This is a genomic window from Ensifer sp. ENS10 (genome assembly GCF_014852025.1).
In the GTDB taxonomy this organism is placed as follows: Bacteria; Pseudomonadota; Alphaproteobacteria; order Rhizobiales; family Rhizobiaceae; genus Ensifer.
The window spans coordinates 105,648-124,227 of record NZ_JACVAS010000002.1 but is presented as its reverse complement, the minus strand read 5'-3'; the positions used below and the strand labels follow the sequence as shown (position 1 = coordinate 124,227).

Sequence of the window (18,580 nt, the reverse complement as noted above, 5' to 3'; positions counted from 1 at the left end):
CATGTCATTCGGTAGCCAGTTACATGTGGCCGCCACCGTGATCCATGGTGACGTCCTTGTCGCCAGGATGGGTGAAGAGCTTACCCTTCTCGGCCCAGAGCGTCGCCAGAACCGTCAGGATGCCGAAGAGGGCAAAGCCGCCAAAGAGCGGCTGCAGCGTACCGTTGAAGAGCTGGCCGACGGTGCCGCCGATCAAGGCGCCACCGGTGGTCGAGACAAAGCCGGTGATCGCCGTCGCCGTGCCGGCAAGGTGCCCCATCGGCTCAAGGCTAATCGCGGTGAAGTTCGTCGCGATCACCGCAAAGAACATCAGGAGCACCGAGAACATCAGGTAGCTGACGACAAAGGCCGGCGTGCCGGAGAGCGACATCGCGAAGCCGACGACCGAAAGCAGCGTGAACAGGATCATCGAGACGTGCGAGATCCGGCGCATGCCGAAGCTGCGGACGAAGAAGCCGTTGGCGAAGTTCGCGACCGCGATGCCGCCGGCCGTGCCGGCAAAGGCGATCGGCAGCCAGTCACCGAGGCCGTAGACCTCGCCGAAAATCTGCTGGACCGTGACGATGTAGGCGCAGATGACCGCGGTGAACAGCGTCATGCCGATCATGTAGCCGCAGGTGATGCGGTTGGTGAGAACAGTCTTGAAGCCCGAGGCAACCGCCCCGACAGAAAGCGGCATGCGCTCCTCGCGCGGCAGGGACTCCTTCATGCGGGAAAAGGCCCAGACGAACAGGATCGCGCCGATGACGCCGATCAGGATGAAGATCCAGTGCCAGTTGGCATAAAGGATCACGAGCTGGCCGATCGAGGGCGCAACGATCGGCACGATCATGAAGACGATCATGACATACGACATCACACGCGCCATCTCGCGGCCACCGAAGCAGTCGCGCACGATCGCCATGGTGGTGATACGGATCGCGGCCGCGCCGATGCCCTGAATGAAACGCAGGATGAGCAGCGTCTCGAAGCTCTGGGTGAGGGCGGCCGCGAACATCGACACGGTGAAGAAGGCGAGGCCGCCGAGCAGCACGCGGCGACGGCCGAAGGCATCGGAGAGGCTGCCGAAGAAGATCTGCGAAATGCCGAAGCCGAGGAAGAAGACGCCGATCACCAACTGGCTATCATTGGTGTTGGCGACATTCAGCGACTGGCCGATCGCCGGCAGCGCTGGCAGCATGCTGTCGATGGCGATGGCGACACTCGCCGTCATGACGGCGATGGTGATGATGAACTCGACGATGCCCATGTTGAGGCGCTGAGCCCCGGAAACCCCGTCGATATGTTCGGATTGATTGGTGATGGTGGTCATTGGATGAGCCCGTAAATTCTTCAAAAATGAGGACTGGCCGGTTCTGGGATCAACCGGCCGGCTGATGGTGCGGTTTGAAGAGCTTGCCGCGTTCGGCAATCAGAACGAACACGAGACCGATCGCGGCGACAGTGAAATAGCCAGTGGCGAGCGGCGTTGCGGTGCCGTCGAAGGACTGGCCGATGAAGGCTCCAATCACGCTTCCGCCGATCGTCTGCATGAATCCGAGAACCGAGGAGGCAGTTCCGGCAACATGGCCGAGCGGCTCCATGGCCATGGCGTTGAAGTTCGGCGCGATCAGCCCGAACTGGAACATCGTGGCGCAGTAGAGGACCACGAAGACCGGGAAGGGCAGCGGCGCATAGAGCGAGGCCGACATCCAGACGAAGCTCGCCAGCGTGAAGCCGATGAGTGCCGCATGGGATAGCGGCCGCATGCCGAAGCGGCGGACAAGGCGGGAATTGGTGAAGGAAGCGACCGCCATCATACTGGCGAAGGCGGCGAAGACAAGCGGAAACCACACGCCGAGGTCGTAGACGCCGACGAGCACCTGCTGCGCCGAGTTGATGAAGCCGAACAGTGCACCAAGGATCACCGAGGTCGCGAGCGTGTAAAGCAGCGACACCCGGTTCGTGAGCACGATGCGAAAACCGCTGAGGATGACCGCCGGCGTGAAGGCGCGGCGATGGGCCGGATCGAGCGTCTCGCCGAGCTTTGACACGACGATTGCAATGTTCATCACGGCATAGAGTGCTACGACGATAAAGATCATGTGCCAATCGGCAAGGCTGATGATGAGCTGGCCGATCGAAGGCGCCACAACCGGCACGATCATGAACACCATCATGACCAGAGACATGACCTCAGCCATCTGTCGGCCGCCATAGACGTCGCGGACGATCGAGATGGTGATGACGCGCGTCGCCGCAGCACCGGCGCCCTGCACGAAGCGCAGCGCCAGCATGAGGCCGAAGCTCGGTACGATCGCGATCGCCAGCGCGCAGAGCGCATAGAGGGCAAGGCCGGCAATCAGCGGTGGCTTACGCCCGAAGCGATCCGAAAGCGGGCCGAAGAACAGCTGTGCCACCCCCATGCCGAGCAGATAGGCGGTGATGATGTACTGCCGCTCATTTTCAGAGGCGACGCCGAGGCTGGCTCCGATCTGCTGCAGACCTGGCAACATGATGTCAATCGAGATGGCGTTGGTTGCCATCAGCATGGCCATCAGCGCGATGAACTGGAATTTCGTGACCCCGGGCCGGGCGTCTTCGTTGGTCGTGCTGGTCATTTGCAAAAAGTCCTAGCGGCGCACCGGGCGCAAGCGAAACAGGTTGGTCCGGAGCAAATCCGGAAAAGAAGGGTGTCGGCTGACGCCATGCCAGCAGACATATCGAAATTGAGCGGGTGCAGCCGGGGCGATTGGAAACCAACCGCACGGACCGGGCCGGCATGAAGCGTAGGAAGCGTCGAGCGGCAGGGACCGGATTTTCCGGGCGCCAAGGGGCGAGGCGAGACCCTCTACAGGCAGCTTATGCCGAACGATCGCAACCGATTCATGACAGGCCGGACATCCGGCCCTTCGCTCCCCGAAGGAAGCGCGCTCTGAACGTATCTTGGCGGCACCTGCGCGAATCGCACGCGCAAGTCCTTCTGAAGGACAACGAAAATTAGGCGATGCGGAATTACAGCCAGAATCAAAAAAGGCGGTTGCCCGCCTTCTCCGAAAGATCGGGACGAGGCGTCCTTAGATCAGGCGGCGGCGCCCTTGACGGCAATGCCCTGTGCCTCAAGGTGAGACTGCAGTTCGCCGGCCTGGAACATTTCACGCACGATGTCGCAACCGCCGACGAATTCGCCCTTGACGTAGAGCTGCGGGATCGTCGGCCAGTTGGAGTAGTCCTTGATGCCCTGGCGCAGGTCAGCATCGGCGAGCACGTTGACGCCCTTGTAGTCGACACCGATGTAGTCGAGAATCTGGACAACCTGACCGGAGAAGCCACACTGCGGGAACTGCGGCGTACCCTTCATGAAGAGCACCACATCGTTGGTCTTGACTTCGTTGTCGATGAATTCGTGAATTCCGCTCATCTCGTCTTCCTTCCTGCGCCGGCTTCAAGGGCCGGATATCGATTGGGTTCTAGATAGCATGCATATTGGTGATTTTCACCACCCAATCGCAACAAATATTGATGGGCCTCAAGATGTGGTTTTATTACCACTACAGCGGCGCGCGTCTTTCCAGACGCGCAAAGGTCGCTGTAGCACTTTGATTTTCTGCATGTTTTTGTCCATAAATCCTCGACGAGTTAAGGAAACATGCAGTCAGGCGGTGCGGCGCCGGGTCTTGCTGCGCGCCGCAGCCGTTTTGCGACGGCTGACCTGCTTCTTGGCCGGCTTGCGAATGGCCGCTTCGAGGATATCCGCGAGGATACCACCGCCGGACGAAGTCGTCCGCGTCCGGCGCTTTGTCCGCTTGGTCGAGGTTCGCTTGACGCCGGTCTTCTTGAGGATTTCCTTCAATGCACTGTCAACGACGCCGCTGACGAGTTCCTTGATCAGGTCAGCCATTCCGGCTTACTCCGGCGCGCTCGTCTGCAGGGCGAGGGCGTGTAGAACACCGCCCATGTTGCCCTTGAGTGCGTTGTAGACCATCTGGTGCTGCTGCACGCGGGTCTTGCCACGAAACGCCTCGGCCACGACTTCGGCGGCATAGTGGTCGCCGTCACCGGCCAGATCGCGGATCGTGACCTTGGCACCGGGAATCCCTGCCTTGATCATGTCTTCGATGTCGCCTGGTGTCATGGGCATGATACGCCAACTCCCTTTTTATTCTGCAACGTCAGCAGCCTGCCGACGCCATCCATGAAATTAGGGAACCACGATTCAGGGGCGGAACGCAATTGCTGAATTGGGTGAGGGCGGCCAGTTGCTGGCGCCGGTACGATCAGATGATCACGCTTGATCGCGTCCCCAGATGACACCTTTCGAGGCATGCGAAGAGCCAGACGGGAGCCGCCGATCAGCGGCTCCCGTCGTCGTTTCTCAGTTCTCGGGAGCGAGATCGCCCTGCATGAATTCCGGGAACCAGCCTTCGTGGGTCGAGCGCAGCTCAGCGACCGAAACCGCCCTGGCATCGCCGAGCTTGACGGCATCGCCAGCGGTCTTGCCGATGACGGGCAGGGCAACGCCTGCGGCCTTAGCGCGGGCGGTAACCGCGTCGAGTGCGCCAGCGGCAACAGTTACGACGTAGCGGCCCTGATCTTCGCCATAGAAGGTCGCGATCGGGTTGTGACCGCCGACGGCATCAACCGTGGCGCCAATGCCCGAGGCCATCGCCATTTCGGCGACCGCAAGCGCCAGGCCACCCGACGAGCAATCGTGAACGGCCGTCACGAGGCCATCGACGATGAGGCCGCGGACGAAATCGCCCACCTTGCGTTCATGCGCCAGATCGACATGCGGCGCCGGACCGTCGGTGCGGCCGTGAACGTCTCGCATGTAGACCGACTGGGCGATGTGGGTGCCCAGGCCAACAGGTGCACCGGCAAGCAGGATCGTTTCGCCTTCCGCAGCAAAGCGGATGCGCGCCATCTTCGACCAGTCCTTGATCAGGCCAACGCCGCCGATCGTTGGGGTCGGCAGGATCCCTTGGCCATTGGTCTCGTTGTAGAGCGAGACGTTGCCGGAAACGATCGGGAAATCGAGCGCGGTGCATGCTTCGCCGATGCCCTTGATGGCATGGACCAGCTGGCTCATGATTTCCGGGCGTTCCGGGTTGCCGAAGTTGAGGTTGTCGGTGGCTGCCAGCGGCAGCGCGCCGGTTGCCGTCAGGTTGCGCCAGCATTCGGCGACCGCCTGCTTGCCGCCTTCGAACGGATCGGCTTCGACGTAACGCGGCGTTACGTCGGAGGAGAAGGCCAGCGCCTTGGAGACGTGACCCTCGACGCGCACGACGCCAGCGTCACCGCCCGGAAGCTGCAGCGAGTTGCCCTGGATCAGGGTGTCGTACTGTTCGTAGACCCAGCGGCGCGAGGAGTTGTTGGCCGAACCGACGAGCTTCACGAGTGCGTCGGCGACGTCAGCAGCCGGGATGTCGTTGGTTGCCAGCGGAGTCGAGGTCTTGGCAGGGGTCCAAGGACGATCATATTCCGGCGCTTCGTCGCCCAGTTCCTTGATCGGCAGGTTCGCCACTTCTTCGCCCTGGTGCAGGATGCGGAAGCGCAGGTCGTCGGTGGTCTTGCCGACGATGGCAAAGTCGAGGCCCCACTTGACGAAGATCGCCTTGGCGACTTCTTCCTTGGCGGGCTCCAACACCATGAGCATGCGCTCCTGGCTTTCCGACAGCATCATCTCGTAAGCGGTCATGCGTTCTTCGCGAACGGGAACGCTATCAAGGTTAAGCTCGATGCCGAGGTCGCCCTTGGCGCCCATTTCGACGGCCGAGCAGGTGAGGCCGGCGGCACCCATGTCCTGGATGGCGATGACGGCGCCGGTCTGCATCAGCTCGAGGCAGGCTTCCAGCAGGCATTTTTCGGTGAAGGGGTCGCCAACCTGGACGGTCGGGCGCTTTTCTTCGATCGACTCGTCGAACTCGGCCGAGGCCATGGTCGCGCCACCAACACCGTCGCGGCCGGTCTTGGCGCCGAGATAGACGACGGGGAGACCCACGCCTTCGGCCTTGGAGTAGAAGATCGCATCGCTCTTGGCGAGGCCGGCGGCAAAGGCGTTGACGAGAATGTTGCCGTTGTAGCGGGCGTCGAACTCGACTTCGCCGCCGACGGTCGGAACGCCGAAAGAGTTGCCGTAGCCGCCGACGCCGGCAACGACGCCGGAGACGAGGTGGCGGGTCTTCGGATGATCCGGCGCGCCGAAGCGGAGCGCGTTCATTGCAGCCACAGGACGCGCGCCCATGGTGAAAACGTCGCGCAGGATGCCGCCGACGCCGGTCGCCGCGCCCTGGTAGGGCTCGATATAGGACGGGTGGTTGTGGCTCTCCATCTTGAAGACGACGCAGTCGCCGTCATCGATATCGACCACACCGGCATTTTCACCCGGACCCTGGATGACGCGCGGGCCTTTGGTCGGCAGCGTGCGCAGCCACTTCTTCGAGGACTTGTAGGAGCAGTGCTCGTTCCACATCGCCGAAAAGATGCCGAGCTCGGTGAAAGTCGGCTCGCGCCCGATCAGGCTCAGGATGCGCTCGTATTCGTCGGGCTTCAGCCCGTGCGATGCGATGAGGTCCGGGGTGATGGGGCGGGTGTTCGAAATCGTCATCGTCGACCGTCAAATCCTTCGGGCGGCGCGCAATCCACTTAAGAGGAATATGGCGCGTGCGAACCGCAACAGACACAGGGAGCGCTTTGCGGCTTCTTTAGCCTATGCTGCGGCGCGGCGCGACAGAAAAATACGGGCGATCAACAGCGGTTGACGCCCGTATAAAGCTTTGCAGAAGGCAGTGCGGCGACCAGCGTCAGAACTTGTAGCCGAGCGCGAGGCCGGCGCGTGTCAGGCCGTTGTTCGGACCGTCGCACAGGTTGGCATGCGAAGCATGTTCCACGGTCGCCGAGACGTTCCAGTGCTCGTCGAGGCGGACGCCGGCAGCGGCGTATTCGCGGAAGAGGACGCGGCAGCCGAGTTGGGGACCGGAACCATTGGGGTCATCGAGATCGCCGTCATGAATCGTGCCGCCGGCGCCGAATTCGACAAAGAGGCGCTGGGTCATGTCGAAGGTCCAGCTCAAACCGCCATAGGCCTGATTGACCCCGTTTGACGACGTCGCAACCGCTGCGCCGGTATAGACCCGTGGGCGCAGCAGTTTTTCGCCGAGGTCGGTCGCCCCATCGGCGTCGAACGGGTCGAAATACACGGTGAATGACGGAAAGACCCCGTCTTCCTGCTTGTCGCCGGCGGCGATCGACGTCGTCACGCCGAAGCGCATTTCGTCGAAAACACCGTCCGCGGCAAGGGCCGGGGCGGCGGCGGTCAATGTGGTGGTGGCGAGAAGAAGATAGGCAATGCGACGCGACAAGGCGGGGTTGAACGGTAGCGGCATGCGGAATCCTTAGAGGCGAATCATGTGCGCAAACTGCTAAAGTAGTATGTTGCTCAACCTTGCCCGAAAGTCACCCCGTGGATTTCTATAGTCACTCAAAACTGTCGTAGCCCGCCCGCCCGCTGTCGAGCAGCCGCTTCAGCGCCTGAAAACCTGCTCTTACCTGGGCTCGGTCCGGCGGCGAGGAAAAACCGATGCGAATGCGGTGGAAGACGCGGTCGGTTCGTCCAGCCTTGAACTCGTCCTCGTCGTCGACGAGCACGCCCTCCTGCAGGGCAGCCTGCTTGAAGGTGCCGGAGAGCCACGGATCGGGCAGCTTCATCCAGAGGAACGGAATACAGGGGTGCGAGGTGAACTCGATACCTTCGAAAATTTCGCGGGCCATCGCCTCGCGGGCGCGCACCTCTTCAATGCCCTTGCTGCGCAGGATTGCTGCCGAACCGGAAAGCACCAGTCGGGCGCAAAGCTCGGCCAGGATGAAGGGTAGGCCACCGCTCACCATTTTGTGGGCAATGCGAATACGCTGACTGAAATGCGGAGGGCAGGCGACCCAGCCGCCACGGACACCGGCAGCGACCGACTTCGAAAGACCGCCAACCAGGAAGGTGCGTTCCGGCGCAAGCTCGGCCAAGAGCGGCGTCTGATCACCGGTCATTGCGCCATAGAGATCGTCCTCAACAAGCCAGACACCGTATTTGCGGGCGATGTCGGCGATCGCCTGGCGGCGCGCAAGCGGCATGACGGCGACGGTCGGGTTCTGGGCGCTCGGCATCAGGAACGCGAGCTTCGGATGCTGCTGCGCGCAGACGCGCTCGAAATCTTCGGGGATCATCCCGAACTCGTCGCTTTCGACCAGCGTCGTCCGGCGACCGACCAGACCGGCGCTGCGGCTCACCTGCGAATAGGTGAGCGTCTCGAAAGCGATACGGTCGCCGGGCGCGGTAACCGCAGTGATGACGGCAACGACGGCCGCATGGGCGCCGAGCGTCGGCACGATGTTTTCCGGCTTCGGGCGGAATCCGCCGCGCGCCAGCCATAGGCAACCCGCCTCGAACCAATGGTCCGGGAAGTTGCGGGCGTAGCTTGCGATGTCCGCATGGTGGTCGTGACTGATCTCGCCAAGCACCTCGCTCAAGACCGTGCCTTGGCCGATATCGGGCGCAGCTGTGCTGTCGAACCTCAACTTACCGGCAGGTGCTACGAGCGGCCGGGTGCCGGCGAGCGAGGTCGTCAGCGGATCCGCCTGTTCCGGCGGACGGCTCTCGGGATGATCGAGCACATAGGTGCCGCGACCGACTTCACCGCTCACCAGTCCCCGTTCGCGCACGATATTGTAGGCGCGTCCAATCGTGCCGATTGTCACGCCGATGTCGTAGGCGAGGTTGCGCTGGGGGGGCAATTTGGCGCCGACGGGCAGGGCCCCGTTGCCAATTGCCTGTTCGATCTGGTCAGCAATCCGCGCATAGAGCGGACCGTGACCCTGCTGAATGTCTGGGAGCCAACTTGTCATAGTGACAATTCTTTAGATTACAGCGCGAAATATGTCAATTATCACCGATACAACGATAGCAATCGCTGCATTGGGGTTATCAATGAGTACAATCGATACAATTTGTTTGTCCCGCGCGGAAGCGAAGTCCGTCGAGCGCACCAGCACATTGCTGGGCGGCGACTATTCGGACGAACGCGAAGGCCTGTTGAAGCGGTTTTGGGGGCTCTATCGCGAACTGGCGGCGAAGCGACGCGGTCGCATGGCGCTCGGGGAAATGAGCGATTGGCAGCTTAGGGATATCGGTGTTTCCGAGAAGGACGCGCGCCAGGAATCGACTGTCCCGTTCTGGCGCTAGCTCGGATTAGAACGACTGTCCGACAATGCACAATGGCCGGCGCCCTTTGAGGTCGGCGGCCATTGGTCAATTCGCCAATTTGACTGGGGTCTACTTGCAGCCCTGTCCGCCGGCAGCCCAGCGCTTGATATCGGCGGCCATCCGCGTGCCGACGGGTTCGCTCATCAACGGTCCGAAGGCCTGCAGGCGTGCCGGGTTGCCCTCGGCCTGAACGACGGCGAGCGGGCGTGCTTCCGGCGATTTGCGCGGCACGATCAGTATGCGCGGGCGGCCCGAGAAGGAATTAAGCTCCGGCGCCAGGCGATAGGACTTGAACTCGGAATCGCCCGATTTGAACCAGCAGCCGTTGGCGCCAAGCGCCACGCGCTCCATGGTCGGCAGTGCCGCCGTGTTCGGGCTCGGCGCCGGCGGCTTCGGCGATTGGCACGAAGCGAGAAGGGCCAGGCCAAACGTTGCGCAGGCAAGGCCGGCCAGGCGTGCAGGGACAAATGAAGGCATCGACGGTCTCGCTCGCATTTGGGGGATGGGTCGGATGCCTTCTATCAGCCGGATGGTTAAGCGGCGATTACTTCGAGCGCAGACGCAAAGAGGCCGCGGCCGTCGGAGCCGCCATGAGCCGCTTCGATCAGGTTTTCCGGATGCGGCATCATACCGAGCACGTTACCCTCGGCATTCATCACGCCGGCGATATCGTTCATCGAACCGTTCGGGTTGGTGCCTTCGGCATAGCGGAACACCACCTGGCCATTGCCTTCGATCGTCTTCAGCGTCTCGGCATCGGCGAAGTAGTTGCCGTCGTGGTGGGCGACCGGCGAGCGGATGATCTGGCCCTTCGAGTAGGCGCGGGTGAAGTCGGTGTCGGCATTGACCACTTCGAGCTTGATCTCGCGGCAGACGAACTTCAGCGAGGCATTGCGCATCAGCGCGCCCGGCAGGAGGCCGGCCTCGACGAGGATCTGGAAGCCGTTGCAGACGCCGAGAACCTTGACGCCCTTTTCCGCCTTGGCCTTGATCGCCTGCATGACCGGCATGCGCGCTGCGATCGCGCCACAGCGCAGATAGTCGCCATAGGAGAAGCCGCCCGGGATGACGATCAGATCGACATCGGGGATATCCGTTTCCGTCTGCCAGACGGTGACCGGAGCCTCGCCGGAAATCTTGGTGAGGGCCGCGATCATGTCGCGGTCGCGGTTGAGGCCCGGAAGCTGAACGACGGCTGACTTCATATCTCTGTCTCCGTTAGCGGCGAGATCAAATCTTGATGCCCCACCCCGACGAGCCAGGCATCTCCCGATCGCAGCACCGCTCCGTTGGGCGTTCGTGCTGCTTCGGCGTTTCTTAACGTCTGGATCCGCGCCCGAAGGCACGGACCGATCTTCATGCCTGATCGATCAGGCGAACGAGATGCTGTAGTTCTCGATCACCGTGTTGGCGAGCAGCTTTTCGCACATCGCCTTGAGGTCTTCTTCGGCCTTGGCCTTGTCTGTGGATTCGATCTGCAGATCGAAAACCTTGCCCTGACGGACCTGGCCGATGCCGTCGAAGCCGAGTGCGCCGAGCGCACCTTCGATTGCCTTGCCCTGCGGATCGAGAACGCCGTTCTTCAGCGTCACGGTTACACGTGCCTTGATCACTTTGATTTTCCCCGAAAGTTATTTCACCAGAACCGGACCGGTGCCGCGCACGGGTTCGTTCTCGTTCATGATGCCAAGACGGCGGGCGACTTCCTGGTAGGCCTCGACGAGGCCGCCAAGGTCGCGGCGGAAGCGGTCCTTGTCGAGCTTCTCGCGGGTCTCGATGTCCCAGAGACGGCAGCTATCCGGCGAGATCTCGTCGGCGAGCACGATGCGCATCATGTCGCCCTCGAACAGACGGCCGCACTCGATCTTGAAGTCGACGAGCTGGATGCCGACGCCCAGGAACAGGCCCGAAAGGAAGTCGTTGATGCGGATGGCGAGCGCCATGATGTCGTCGAGTTCCTGGGGGCTTGCCCAGCCGAAGGCGGTGATGTGCTCTTCGGAGACCATCGGGTCTTCCAGTGCATCGGCCTTGTAGTAGAACTCGATGATCGAACGGGGGAGAACGGTGCCTTCCTCGATGCCGAGGCGCTTGGACAGCGAGCCGGCGGCAACGTTGCGCACGACGATCTCGAGGGGGATGATCTCGACTTCCTTGATCAACTGCTCGCGCATGTTAAGCCGGCGGATGAAGTGCGTGGGGATGCCGATCTTGTTGAGATGCGTGAAGATGTACTCGGAAATACGGTTGTTCAGCACGCCTTTGCCGTCGATGACGTCATGCTTTTTCTTGTTGAAGGCGGTCGCGTCGTCCTTGAAGAACTGGATGAGCGTGCCCGGCTCTGGACCCTCATAGAGGATCTTGGCCTTGCCCTCGTAGATACGGCGGCGACGATTCATGGATTCTGTCTCTGTGGTTGTTGGCGCTCTTGGGTCGCGCGCATGGAATATCTCTCGGGGTCCATAACTGAAAAGAACGGATTTCACAATCGGCGTATCTTCCCGTCCCCTGATTTGCATAGGGCGCCCGCGCGTCTCTACCTGGACGCGTCAAGGTCGCCGTGTCACTTTGGGCGCTGCGACGTATGTAGTCCTTGAATCGAAGGCGATTTCAGGAACCATACGGAGGGTAACATGAAAGTCATCAAACCGGAAAACTACGCATTGCAGTTTGACCTCCGTTTTGGTTTATGGCGATAACTGTTTCCGGCATGGAATTTTCAGGGAGATCGATTGATGACGACGATGCAGGATCGCGAAAAGGCCTTCGAGGCGAAGTTTGCGCTGGACGAAGAGCTGAAGTTCAAGGCTGAAGCGCGCCGCAACAAGCTTGTCGGTCTCTGGGCTGCCGGTCTGCTCGGCAAGGCCGACGCCGACGCCTACGCCAACGAAGTGGTGGTTGCCGACTTCGAAGAGGCCGGCCACGAAGACGTCGTCCGTAAGATCAAGGCCGACTTTGACGCTGCAGGCGTTGCCCAGACGGAAGATCAGATCCGCTTGCGGATGCTCGAGCTTCTCGGCGAAGCCGTCCAGCAGATCCAGAACAAGTAAGCCTTCAGGCACCAATGCCGACCATTCACGCCCGGCCATGAAGCCGGGCGTTTTTATTTGTCCTCCGTGCCGAAGACCGGCTTCCATCCGCGCCGCAGGCGCCGCTCAAGCTCCAGACGATCCATCGGGCGGGCCAGCGCGTAGCCCTGCAGCACATCGCAGCCAAGATCCCGCAGCATCGCTGCATGCTCCCAGGTCTCGACGCCTTCGCCGACGACCTCGATGTTGAGCGAATGCCCGATGTCGATGATCGCGCGGACCAGCTTGGCCTGTTTCGCGCTCTCCGTCATCGGTCCGACCAGCGCCCGGTCGATCTTGAGCCGCGCCGGATTGAGATTGAGCAGTCCGATGATCGAGGCGTGCCCGGTGCCGAAGTCGTCGATCTCCACCTCGATCCCAAGCGCGCCGAGGGCCGAGATGGTTTCGGCGATTTCATCTTCCGGATCGTCGAGGAAGATGGATTCGAGCAATTCGAACGAGAGGACGCCAGGGGCGATCTGCAGATCACGCAGGTCGGTGATCAGGCCGGGATCACGCAGGCGCGGCGACGACATGTTGACCGAGATCTTGGGAATGGCGAGGCCGGACTGCCGCCAGGACTGAAAGTCGGCATAGGCGAGCTCTACGACCTTTCGGTCGATGGCCGGCAGGACATTGATCTCCTCCGCGACCTTCAGGAAATGGAAGGGGGCGAGCACCCCGCGCTCAGGATGGTTCCAGCGGACCAGAGCCTCGACACCGGTTATCTCGAGCGAACGCGCATCGAACTGCGGCTGATAGTAAACCGTGAACTGCCCTTCCTCGATCGCCTGGCGAATATCGTCGCCGATCCGTTTGGCCGTCAGAATTTGTGTCTGGATCTGTTCAGAAAAGGCTTCGACCCGGTCCCGGCCGAGGCTCTTTGCCCGGTAGAGCGCGATGTCGGCATTCATCAACAACTGCTTCGCATCGAAATCGTCATGCCCTTTCCAGGCAATGCCGATGCTCGCGCCCAGGCGGCAGAGCTGGCCCTCGTAGGGAATGGGGCGACGGAAGGCGTGCACGATGCGCTCGGCAAGCTCGGAGAGCTGCGGCAGGTTGCGACCGCGGCGGCAGAGAATGACGAATTCGTCGCCGCCGATACGGGCAATGAAATCGTCATGTCGAGCGTGCGCGCGAAGGATGGCAGCGGCATGGGTCAGCATGGCATCACCAGCCTGGTGCCCAAGCGTGTCGTTGATCTGTTTGAAACGATCGAGGTCGATATGCAGGATGGCGTTGACCGCGACGTTTTCCGCCAGCATCTGGTCAAGGTAGCGCCGGTTGGGCAGATCCGTCAGGTAGTCGTGCAGGGCGTTGTATTCGATCCTTATCCGCGCCAGCTCGAGCTCGCGGTTGCGCGCTTCGGCGGAAGCCTGGGCCTGGCGCAAGTCCTCCTGCAATGCGATGTCTTCGGTGACGTCCCAGTTCGCCCCGATGAGCTTTCGCGTCCCGAGATGATCGATATAGGTCGCCGCATTGGAGCGGATATGCCGGATCGTGCCGTCCGGGCGCACGATCCGAAAGGCATTGCTATAGGGCTTGCCGGAAGCGATGCCTTCGTTGGTCCGAGCGATGACCTTGTCGCGGTCGTCGGGATGCAGGGTGTTTTCCCAGGATTCGGAGCTCGGCGGCCCATCACTTGGGTCGAGGCCGTAGATCTCGAACATGCGCTCGTCCCAGTCGTCCCTCTGGGCGTCGAGGTTGAAGTCGAACACGCCGATCTTCGAAACGCCGAGAGCGAGCCTCAGGCGGCGAGAGACCTCTTCGAGACGGGCCTCCGCCTCCTTGCGCGCCGTGATGTCCGTGTCCGTCCCGATGATGCGGGAGGGTCTGCCATCCGGCCAATAGGCAACTGACGCGCCACGGCTCTCGATCCAGACCCAATGCCCGTCCGCATGGCGCTCGCGGTACTCGAAGGTGTTGAACACAGCCTCGCCAGAATCCTGGCGCTCGATTGCGGCACGCACATGCGCGTGGTCGTCGGGGTGGACGTTCTGGATCCAGGTCTCAAGACTACCGTCGACTTCGGCATCGTCGGGCAGGCCACGAAGCCGCTTCCAGGTGGTGGAGTAAAACAGGTTCCCGGTTTCGAAGTCGTGATCCCACACGCCTTCAAGTGCGCTGTCGAGCGCATATTTCCAGCGGGTTTCGTCGTTGCGAAGACCGGCGATTTCGTCGACGAGCTCATGGGCGGGGAGCATCAGCAGGAGAAAGGCGTCCTGGTCGGCAAAAAGCACAGGTGACCAGGAGACAAGCATCGGCAGCGGACCGGAGAGGCTTTCGAAACGGAGCGTCGTGGACGCGGTCGTCGTGGGCGGCAAGATGTTCCGCGCCGGCAACAGCGGCCGGTCCTCATCCAGCACGAGATCTGCGAGAAGGGCTTTGCGGAGCGAAGCGGGTGTCCTTAGCAGCAGTTCGCCGGCGCGCGCGTTGGTCGTTAGGATCCGTCCCAGATCATTGGCAATGATTGCTCCGGCCGGCAAGCGCTCCAGAGCGGCCTGCGTGAGAACATCCGAATTCGCCGGCGCGCCACGCGCACCTTTGGTGAGACCTTCGTTGACGGCCACTTATCCCATGTCCAGCGTTTGCGGCCGCATTTCCAAGGCACGGGGAGCCGGAAATCAGGCTGCAAATCAAGATTCGACAACGCTCAACGCCCCTTGAGGACGAGTCACGTTGCCATGCCAAACGATGATGACCGCGGACAATGAACGTCGGATTAATGGGAAGCCGTCAACCAGGGCGGCGAAGCATCAGGGCTTCAGGCGGCTCAGGAACTGAGCAAACACCATCGTTCCCTCCGGCCAGGGGCCATGCCCGGACTCGGTGTTGATATGGCCCGATTCGCCGGCGTCGACGAGCAGCGAACCCCAGGCATTGGCGATATCGTCTGCGTGTTCGTAGGAACCGAAAGGATCGTTGCGGCTTGCAACCATCAGCGACGGGAACGGCAGGGGATCACGCGGATAGGGGCCGAATGTCATCAGATGCTTCGGGCGGATCGTTGGATTGGCCACATCCGGAGGTGCTACCAGGAAGGCGCCAGCGATCGGCTTGTTGAAGTGGGGCAGGGCGTGCACGGCGGTCGCGACGCCAAGCGAATGGGCGACGATGACGACCGGCTTTTCCGCCGCATTGACCTCTTCGATCATGCGCGCCACCCAATCTTCACGCACGGGCTTTGCCCACTCCGCCTGCTCGACGCGGCGCGCGGTGGACATCTTGCGCTCCCAGCGGGTCTGCCAGTGCTCCGGTCCGGAGTTGGTGTAGCCAGGGACAATGAGGATATGGGCGTCGGATACTTTCATAGTGGCCGCGATGTGGCGCTGAAAGCGGCCGAAGTCAAGACCTGCAACGCCGTGCGCTATTTGAGAGGCGCCATGGTCGCAGCAGCACCTCGAAGGACTGGATGTTTTCATCCCTGGATCGGTGACGACCTGGAGAAACAGGCAGCAGGCGACAGCGCCTTCATTTTCTGTATAATCGCCATGACGGTCGCGGTTGGTGCGACTTTGTTTCGTCGCATCTCTGTTCCGCGGCCGCTCTAGTTCGTTGAGGAGTGAGCCATGACAACATTCCATGTTCTGTCGGGGGCGGATGCGAGTGTCGCCCACCCCGGGATAAAGAAGATTGGTGTCTCGGATGTGTTCGACGCCTTGCGTCTCGGATTTGAAGATTTTCGCGAAAAGCCGTCGCACTACGTCTTTCTATGCCTGATCTACCCGATTGCCGGCGCCGTGCTGATTACCTGGAGTGCAGGCGCAAACATGCTGCCGCTGCTTTATCCCTTGGTCTCGGGCTTTGCCCTGATCGGCCCTGTCGCGGCGATCGGTCTTTACGAAATCAGTCGACGGCGTGAACTCGGCATGGACTATTCATGGCCGCATGCGCTTCGCCTGCATCGCTCTCCAGCCTTGCCATCGATCATGGCCGTTGCCGCCATGCTCTTCGTGGTCTTCATTGTTTGGCTGTTGGTCGCCCAGGCGCTCTACGTACAAATCTTCGGGGCCGAACCGCCGGCTTCGATCGCTGCCTTCTGGAATGGCATCATCGGTACCGAACAGGGCTGGAACCTGATCCTCGTCGGCAACGCCGTCGGCTTCGTCTTCGCCGTCATCGTGCTCGCGACAACGGTCGTATCCTTCCCATTGCTGATCGATCGCGATGTCGGCGCCGTCGCGGCGGTGGAAACGTCGATCCGCGCGACCCTCGTCAATCCGGTACCCGTCGCGCTCTGGGGCTTCATCATCGCGGCTGGTCTGGTGATCGGCTCGATCCCGGTCTTCGTCGGTCTTGCCGTCATCATGCCGATCTTCGGCCACGCCACATGGCATATCTATCGCAAGATGGTGGAGCCAGGTCCGCGCGCCGGTTCACGATAGGCGAGTCACGGCGCAACCTATCAACGCGAAAAGCGCCGCAGGTCAATCGACTTGCGGCGCTTTCAAGCGTGAGCGAAGACCGGTCTTACGGCTTAGCGAAAGTACTTGTAGTAGGAGGAAATCTGCGCCGCCGTGTTGGACGACAGATTGAGCTTGATGCCGATCTTGTCGCCGCGGTACCAGCGTACCATGCCGGTCAGGAAGCCCAGTTCCTCGCTCCTGATCGTCACTTCCTGCCCCGTCTTGGCGCCGATGTCGAAATAGAGCTGGAAACAGATGCCTTCGTCCGAAAGGTCCTTGACGACGCCGTTGCTGGACCCGGTCTTGCAGGTGACCATGCCAGTGATCTTCGTCTGTGTGCGTGCTCCCGCACGCTCCGTACTGTCCTTGTAGGCCATGTGATCCTCGAACCTGAATTGACAGGCCCGGATCGTCACACACGATCACTGAATATCGCGCTAAAAGAAATGCCCGCATTTGAGCGATGTGCGCCAAATGCGGGCATATTCATGAGGCGCAACGCGGGCGTGTGACCCGCGCACTGTCAGGCTCAGCCGAAGACGCGCTTGAAAATCGTGTCGACGTGCTTGGTGTGGTAGCCAAGATCGAACTTCTCGCGGATGTCTTCCTCGGAAAGCGCCGCACGGACTTCCGTATCGGCCAGCAGTTCCTCAAGGAAGTCCTTGCCCTGTTCCCAGACCTTCATGGCGTTGCGCTGCACGAGGCGGTAGGCATCCTCACGCGATACCCCTGCCTGGGTCAGCGCCAGCAGCACGCGCTGCGAATGAACCAGACCGCGGAACTTGTTCATGTTCTTGATCATGTTCTCGGGGTAGACGAGCAACTTGTCGATCACGCCGGTCAGGCGGGAAAGCGCGAAGTCGAGCGTCACCGTCGCATCCGGTCCGATCATGCGCTCGACAGAGGAGTGCGAGATGTCGCGCTCGTGCCAGAGGGCAACGTTTTCCATTGCGGGTACCGAGAAGGCGCGGACCATGCGGGCGAGACCCGTCAGGTTCTCGGTCAGAACAGGGTTGCGCTTGTGCGGCATTGCCGACGAGCCCTTCTGGCCCGGCGAGAAATACTCTTCGGCTTCGAGCACTTCGGTGCGCTGCAGGTGACGGATTTCCGTCGCCAGGCGCTCGATCGACGAGGCGATGACGCCGAGGGTGGCGAAGTACATGGCATGACGGTCGCGCGGGATGACCTGTGTCGAAACCGGTTCCGGCTTCAGGCCAAGCGCCTTGGCGACATGTTCTTCCACGCGCGGATCGATGTTGGCGAAGGTGCCGACGGCGCCGGAGATCGCGCAGGTGGCGACTTCCTCACGTGCGGCCAGCAGGCGTTGCTTGCAGCGGTCGAACTCGGCATAGGCAAGCGCCAGCTTGACGCCGAACGTCGTCGGTTCGGCGTGGATACCGTGCGAACGGCCGATCGTCACCGTGTCCTTGTGTTCAAAAGCGCGGCGCTTCAGAGCTTCGAGCAGATGCTCGAGATCCGCGAGCAGCAGATCGGTCGCGCGGACGAGCTGGACGTTGAAGCAGGTGTCGAGCACGTCGGACGAGGTCATGCCCTGGTGGATGAAGCGGCTGTCCGGGCCGACGAATTCGGCAAGATGCGTCAGGAAGGCGATGACGTCATGCTTGGTGACGGCTTCGATCTCATCGATGCGCGCGACGTCGAAGGTGGCAGCGCCGCCCTTCTCCCAGATCGTGCGGGCCGCATCCTTCGGGATCACACCGATTTCGGCAAGCGCATCGCAGGCATGAGCCTCGATCTCGAACCAGATGCGGAACTTGGTTTCCGGCGACCAGATGGCCACCATTTCCGGACGGGAGTAGCGCGGGATCATGGGCTTTAGCTTTCGTCGTCAGTGGAGGATGGCCGTGCCTCTAGCA

General features: G+C 61.6%; 19 protein-coding genes. 3 read left to right on the top strand and 16 right to left on the bottom strand.

All coding sequences use genetic code 11. From position 1 onward, the window contains the following. Window positions 1-19: 19 nt before the first annotated feature. The 8 genes from IB265_RS07570 to IB265_RS07535 form a co-directional block, all read right to left on the bottom strand. Entirely contained in the window at window positions 20-1,312 is a 1,293-nt protein-coding gene (locus tag IB265_RS07570; protein ID WP_192494713.1) for a multidrug effflux MFS transporter, read from the bottom strand. 49 nt (window positions 1,313-1,361) lie between these two features. Beyond that, a complete protein-coding gene (locus tag IB265_RS07565) occupies window positions 1,362-2,600 on the bottom strand; it encodes a multidrug effflux MFS transporter (RefSeq protein ID WP_192494712.1) in 1,239 nt (412 codons plus the stop codon). 461 nt (window positions 2,601-3,061) lie between these two features. Next, entirely contained in the window at window positions 3,062-3,400 is a 339-nt protein-coding gene (grxD, locus tag IB265_RS07560) for a Grx4 family monothiol glutaredoxin (RefSeq protein WP_058328257.1), read from the bottom strand. A gap of 234 nt (window positions 3,401-3,634) precedes the next feature. Then, complete coding sequence (locus IB265_RS07555) at window positions 3,635-3,880, bottom strand: hypothetical protein (protein WP_057248939.1); 246 nt, start codon at window positions 3,878-3,880, stop codon at window positions 3,635-3,637. 6 nt (window positions 3,881-3,886) lie between these two features. Further along, complete coding sequence (locus IB265_RS07550) at window positions 3,887-4,120, bottom strand: BolA family protein (protein WP_057248940.1); 234 nt, start codon at window positions 4,118-4,120, stop codon at window positions 3,887-3,889. Window positions 4,121-4,354: 234 nt separating this feature from the next. Further along, a complete protein-coding gene (gene purL, locus IB265_RS07545) occupies window positions 4,355-6,586 on the bottom strand; it encodes a phosphoribosylformylglycinamidine synthase subunit PurL (RefSeq protein WP_192494711.1) in 2,232 nt (743 codons plus the stop codon). Window positions 6,587-6,782: 196 nt separating this feature from the next. Then, the gene (locus tag IB265_RS07540) at window positions 6,783-7,364 is read right to left on the bottom strand and encodes an acyloxyacyl hydrolase (protein WP_192494710.1); all 582 of its coding nucleotides are present in this window, start codon (window positions 7,362-7,364) and stop codon (window positions 6,783-6,785) included. Window positions 7,365-7,455: 91 nt separating this feature from the next. Then, window positions 7,456-8,874, bottom strand: coding sequence for a PLP-dependent aminotransferase family protein (locus IB265_RS07535; protein ID WP_192494709.1), 1,419 nt, complete (start codon window positions 8,872-8,874; stop codon window positions 7,456-7,458). A gap of 82 nt (window positions 8,875-8,956) precedes the next feature. Here IB265_RS07535 and IB265_RS07530 point away from each other — a divergent pair, with 82 nt between their 5' ends. Next, complete coding sequence (locus IB265_RS07530; RefSeq protein WP_192494708.1) at window positions 8,957-9,211, top strand: DUF1127 domain-containing protein; 255 nt, start codon at window positions 8,957-8,959, stop codon at window positions 9,209-9,211. 90 nt (window positions 9,212-9,301) lie between these two features. Here IB265_RS07530 and IB265_RS07525 read toward each other — a convergent pair whose 3' ends face one another. The 4 genes from IB265_RS07525 to purC all read right to left on the bottom strand — a co-directional run bounded on the left by IB265_RS07525 (window position 9,302) and on the right by purC (window position 11,628). Continuing rightward, window positions 9,302-9,709: a hypothetical protein gene (locus IB265_RS07525; RefSeq protein WP_057248958.1), complete on the bottom strand. Its 408-nt coding sequence runs from the start codon at window positions 9,707-9,709 to the stop codon at window positions 9,302-9,304. Between the two features lie 56 nt (window positions 9,710-9,765). Beyond that, complete coding sequence (purQ, locus tag IB265_RS07520) at window positions 9,766-10,437, bottom strand: phosphoribosylformylglycinamidine synthase subunit PurQ (RefSeq protein ID WP_192494707.1); 672 nt, start codon at window positions 10,435-10,437, stop codon at window positions 9,766-9,768. Window positions 10,438-10,602: 165 nt separating this feature from the next. After that, complete coding sequence (gene purS / locus IB265_RS07515; RefSeq protein WP_057248959.1) at window positions 10,603-10,845, bottom strand: phosphoribosylformylglycinamidine synthase subunit PurS; 243 nt, start codon at window positions 10,843-10,845, stop codon at window positions 10,603-10,605. Window positions 10,846-10,863: 18 nt separating this feature from the next. Continuing rightward, the gene (gene purC, locus IB265_RS07510) at window positions 10,864-11,628 is read right to left on the bottom strand and encodes a phosphoribosylaminoimidazolesuccinocarboxamide synthase (protein ID WP_057248960.1); all 765 of its coding nucleotides are present in this window, start codon (window positions 11,626-11,628) and stop codon (window positions 10,864-10,866) included. Between the two features lie 336 nt (window positions 11,629-11,964). On the opposite strand from purC, the gene IB265_RS07505 reads away from it, so the two are divergent. Then, a complete protein-coding gene (locus IB265_RS07505; protein WP_057248961.1) occupies window positions 11,965-12,279 on the top strand; it encodes a DUF1476 domain-containing protein in 315 nt (104 codons plus the stop codon). A 53-nt stretch (window positions 12,280-12,332) separates the two neighbouring features. Here IB265_RS07505 and IB265_RS07500 read toward each other — a convergent pair whose 3' ends face one another. Both IB265_RS07500 and IB265_RS07495 read right to left on the bottom strand, forming a co-directional pair. After that, complete coding sequence (locus IB265_RS07500) at window positions 12,333-14,867, bottom strand: EAL domain-containing protein (protein ID WP_192494706.1); 2,535 nt, start codon at window positions 14,865-14,867, stop codon at window positions 12,333-12,335. Window positions 14,868-15,053: 186 nt separating this feature from the next. Continuing rightward, a complete protein-coding gene (locus IB265_RS07495) occupies window positions 15,054-15,608 on the bottom strand; it encodes an alpha/beta hydrolase (protein ID WP_058324128.1) in 555 nt (184 codons plus the stop codon). Window positions 15,609-15,866: 258 nt separating this feature from the next. Here IB265_RS07495 and IB265_RS07490 point away from each other — a divergent pair, with 258 nt between their 5' ends. Further along, entirely contained in the window at window positions 15,867-16,682 is an 816-nt protein-coding gene (locus IB265_RS07490; RefSeq protein WP_057248964.1) for a DUF2189 domain-containing protein, read from the top strand. A 92-nt stretch (window positions 16,683-16,774) separates the two neighbouring features. Here IB265_RS07490 and IB265_RS07485 read toward each other — a convergent pair whose 3' ends face one another. Next, window positions 16,775-17,080 (bottom strand): PilZ domain-containing protein, encoded by a 306-nt coding sequence (locus IB265_RS07485; protein WP_110878658.1) that lies wholly within the window; start codon window positions 17,078-17,080, stop codon window positions 16,775-16,777. A gap of 152 nt (window positions 17,081-17,232) precedes the next feature. After that, window positions 17,233-18,534, bottom strand: a complete 1,302-nt coding sequence (gene purB, locus IB265_RS07480) for an adenylosuccinate lyase (RefSeq protein ID WP_058324132.1) — start codon at window positions 18,532-18,534, stop codon at window positions 17,233-17,235. Window positions 18,535-18,580: the final 46 nt, after the last annotated feature.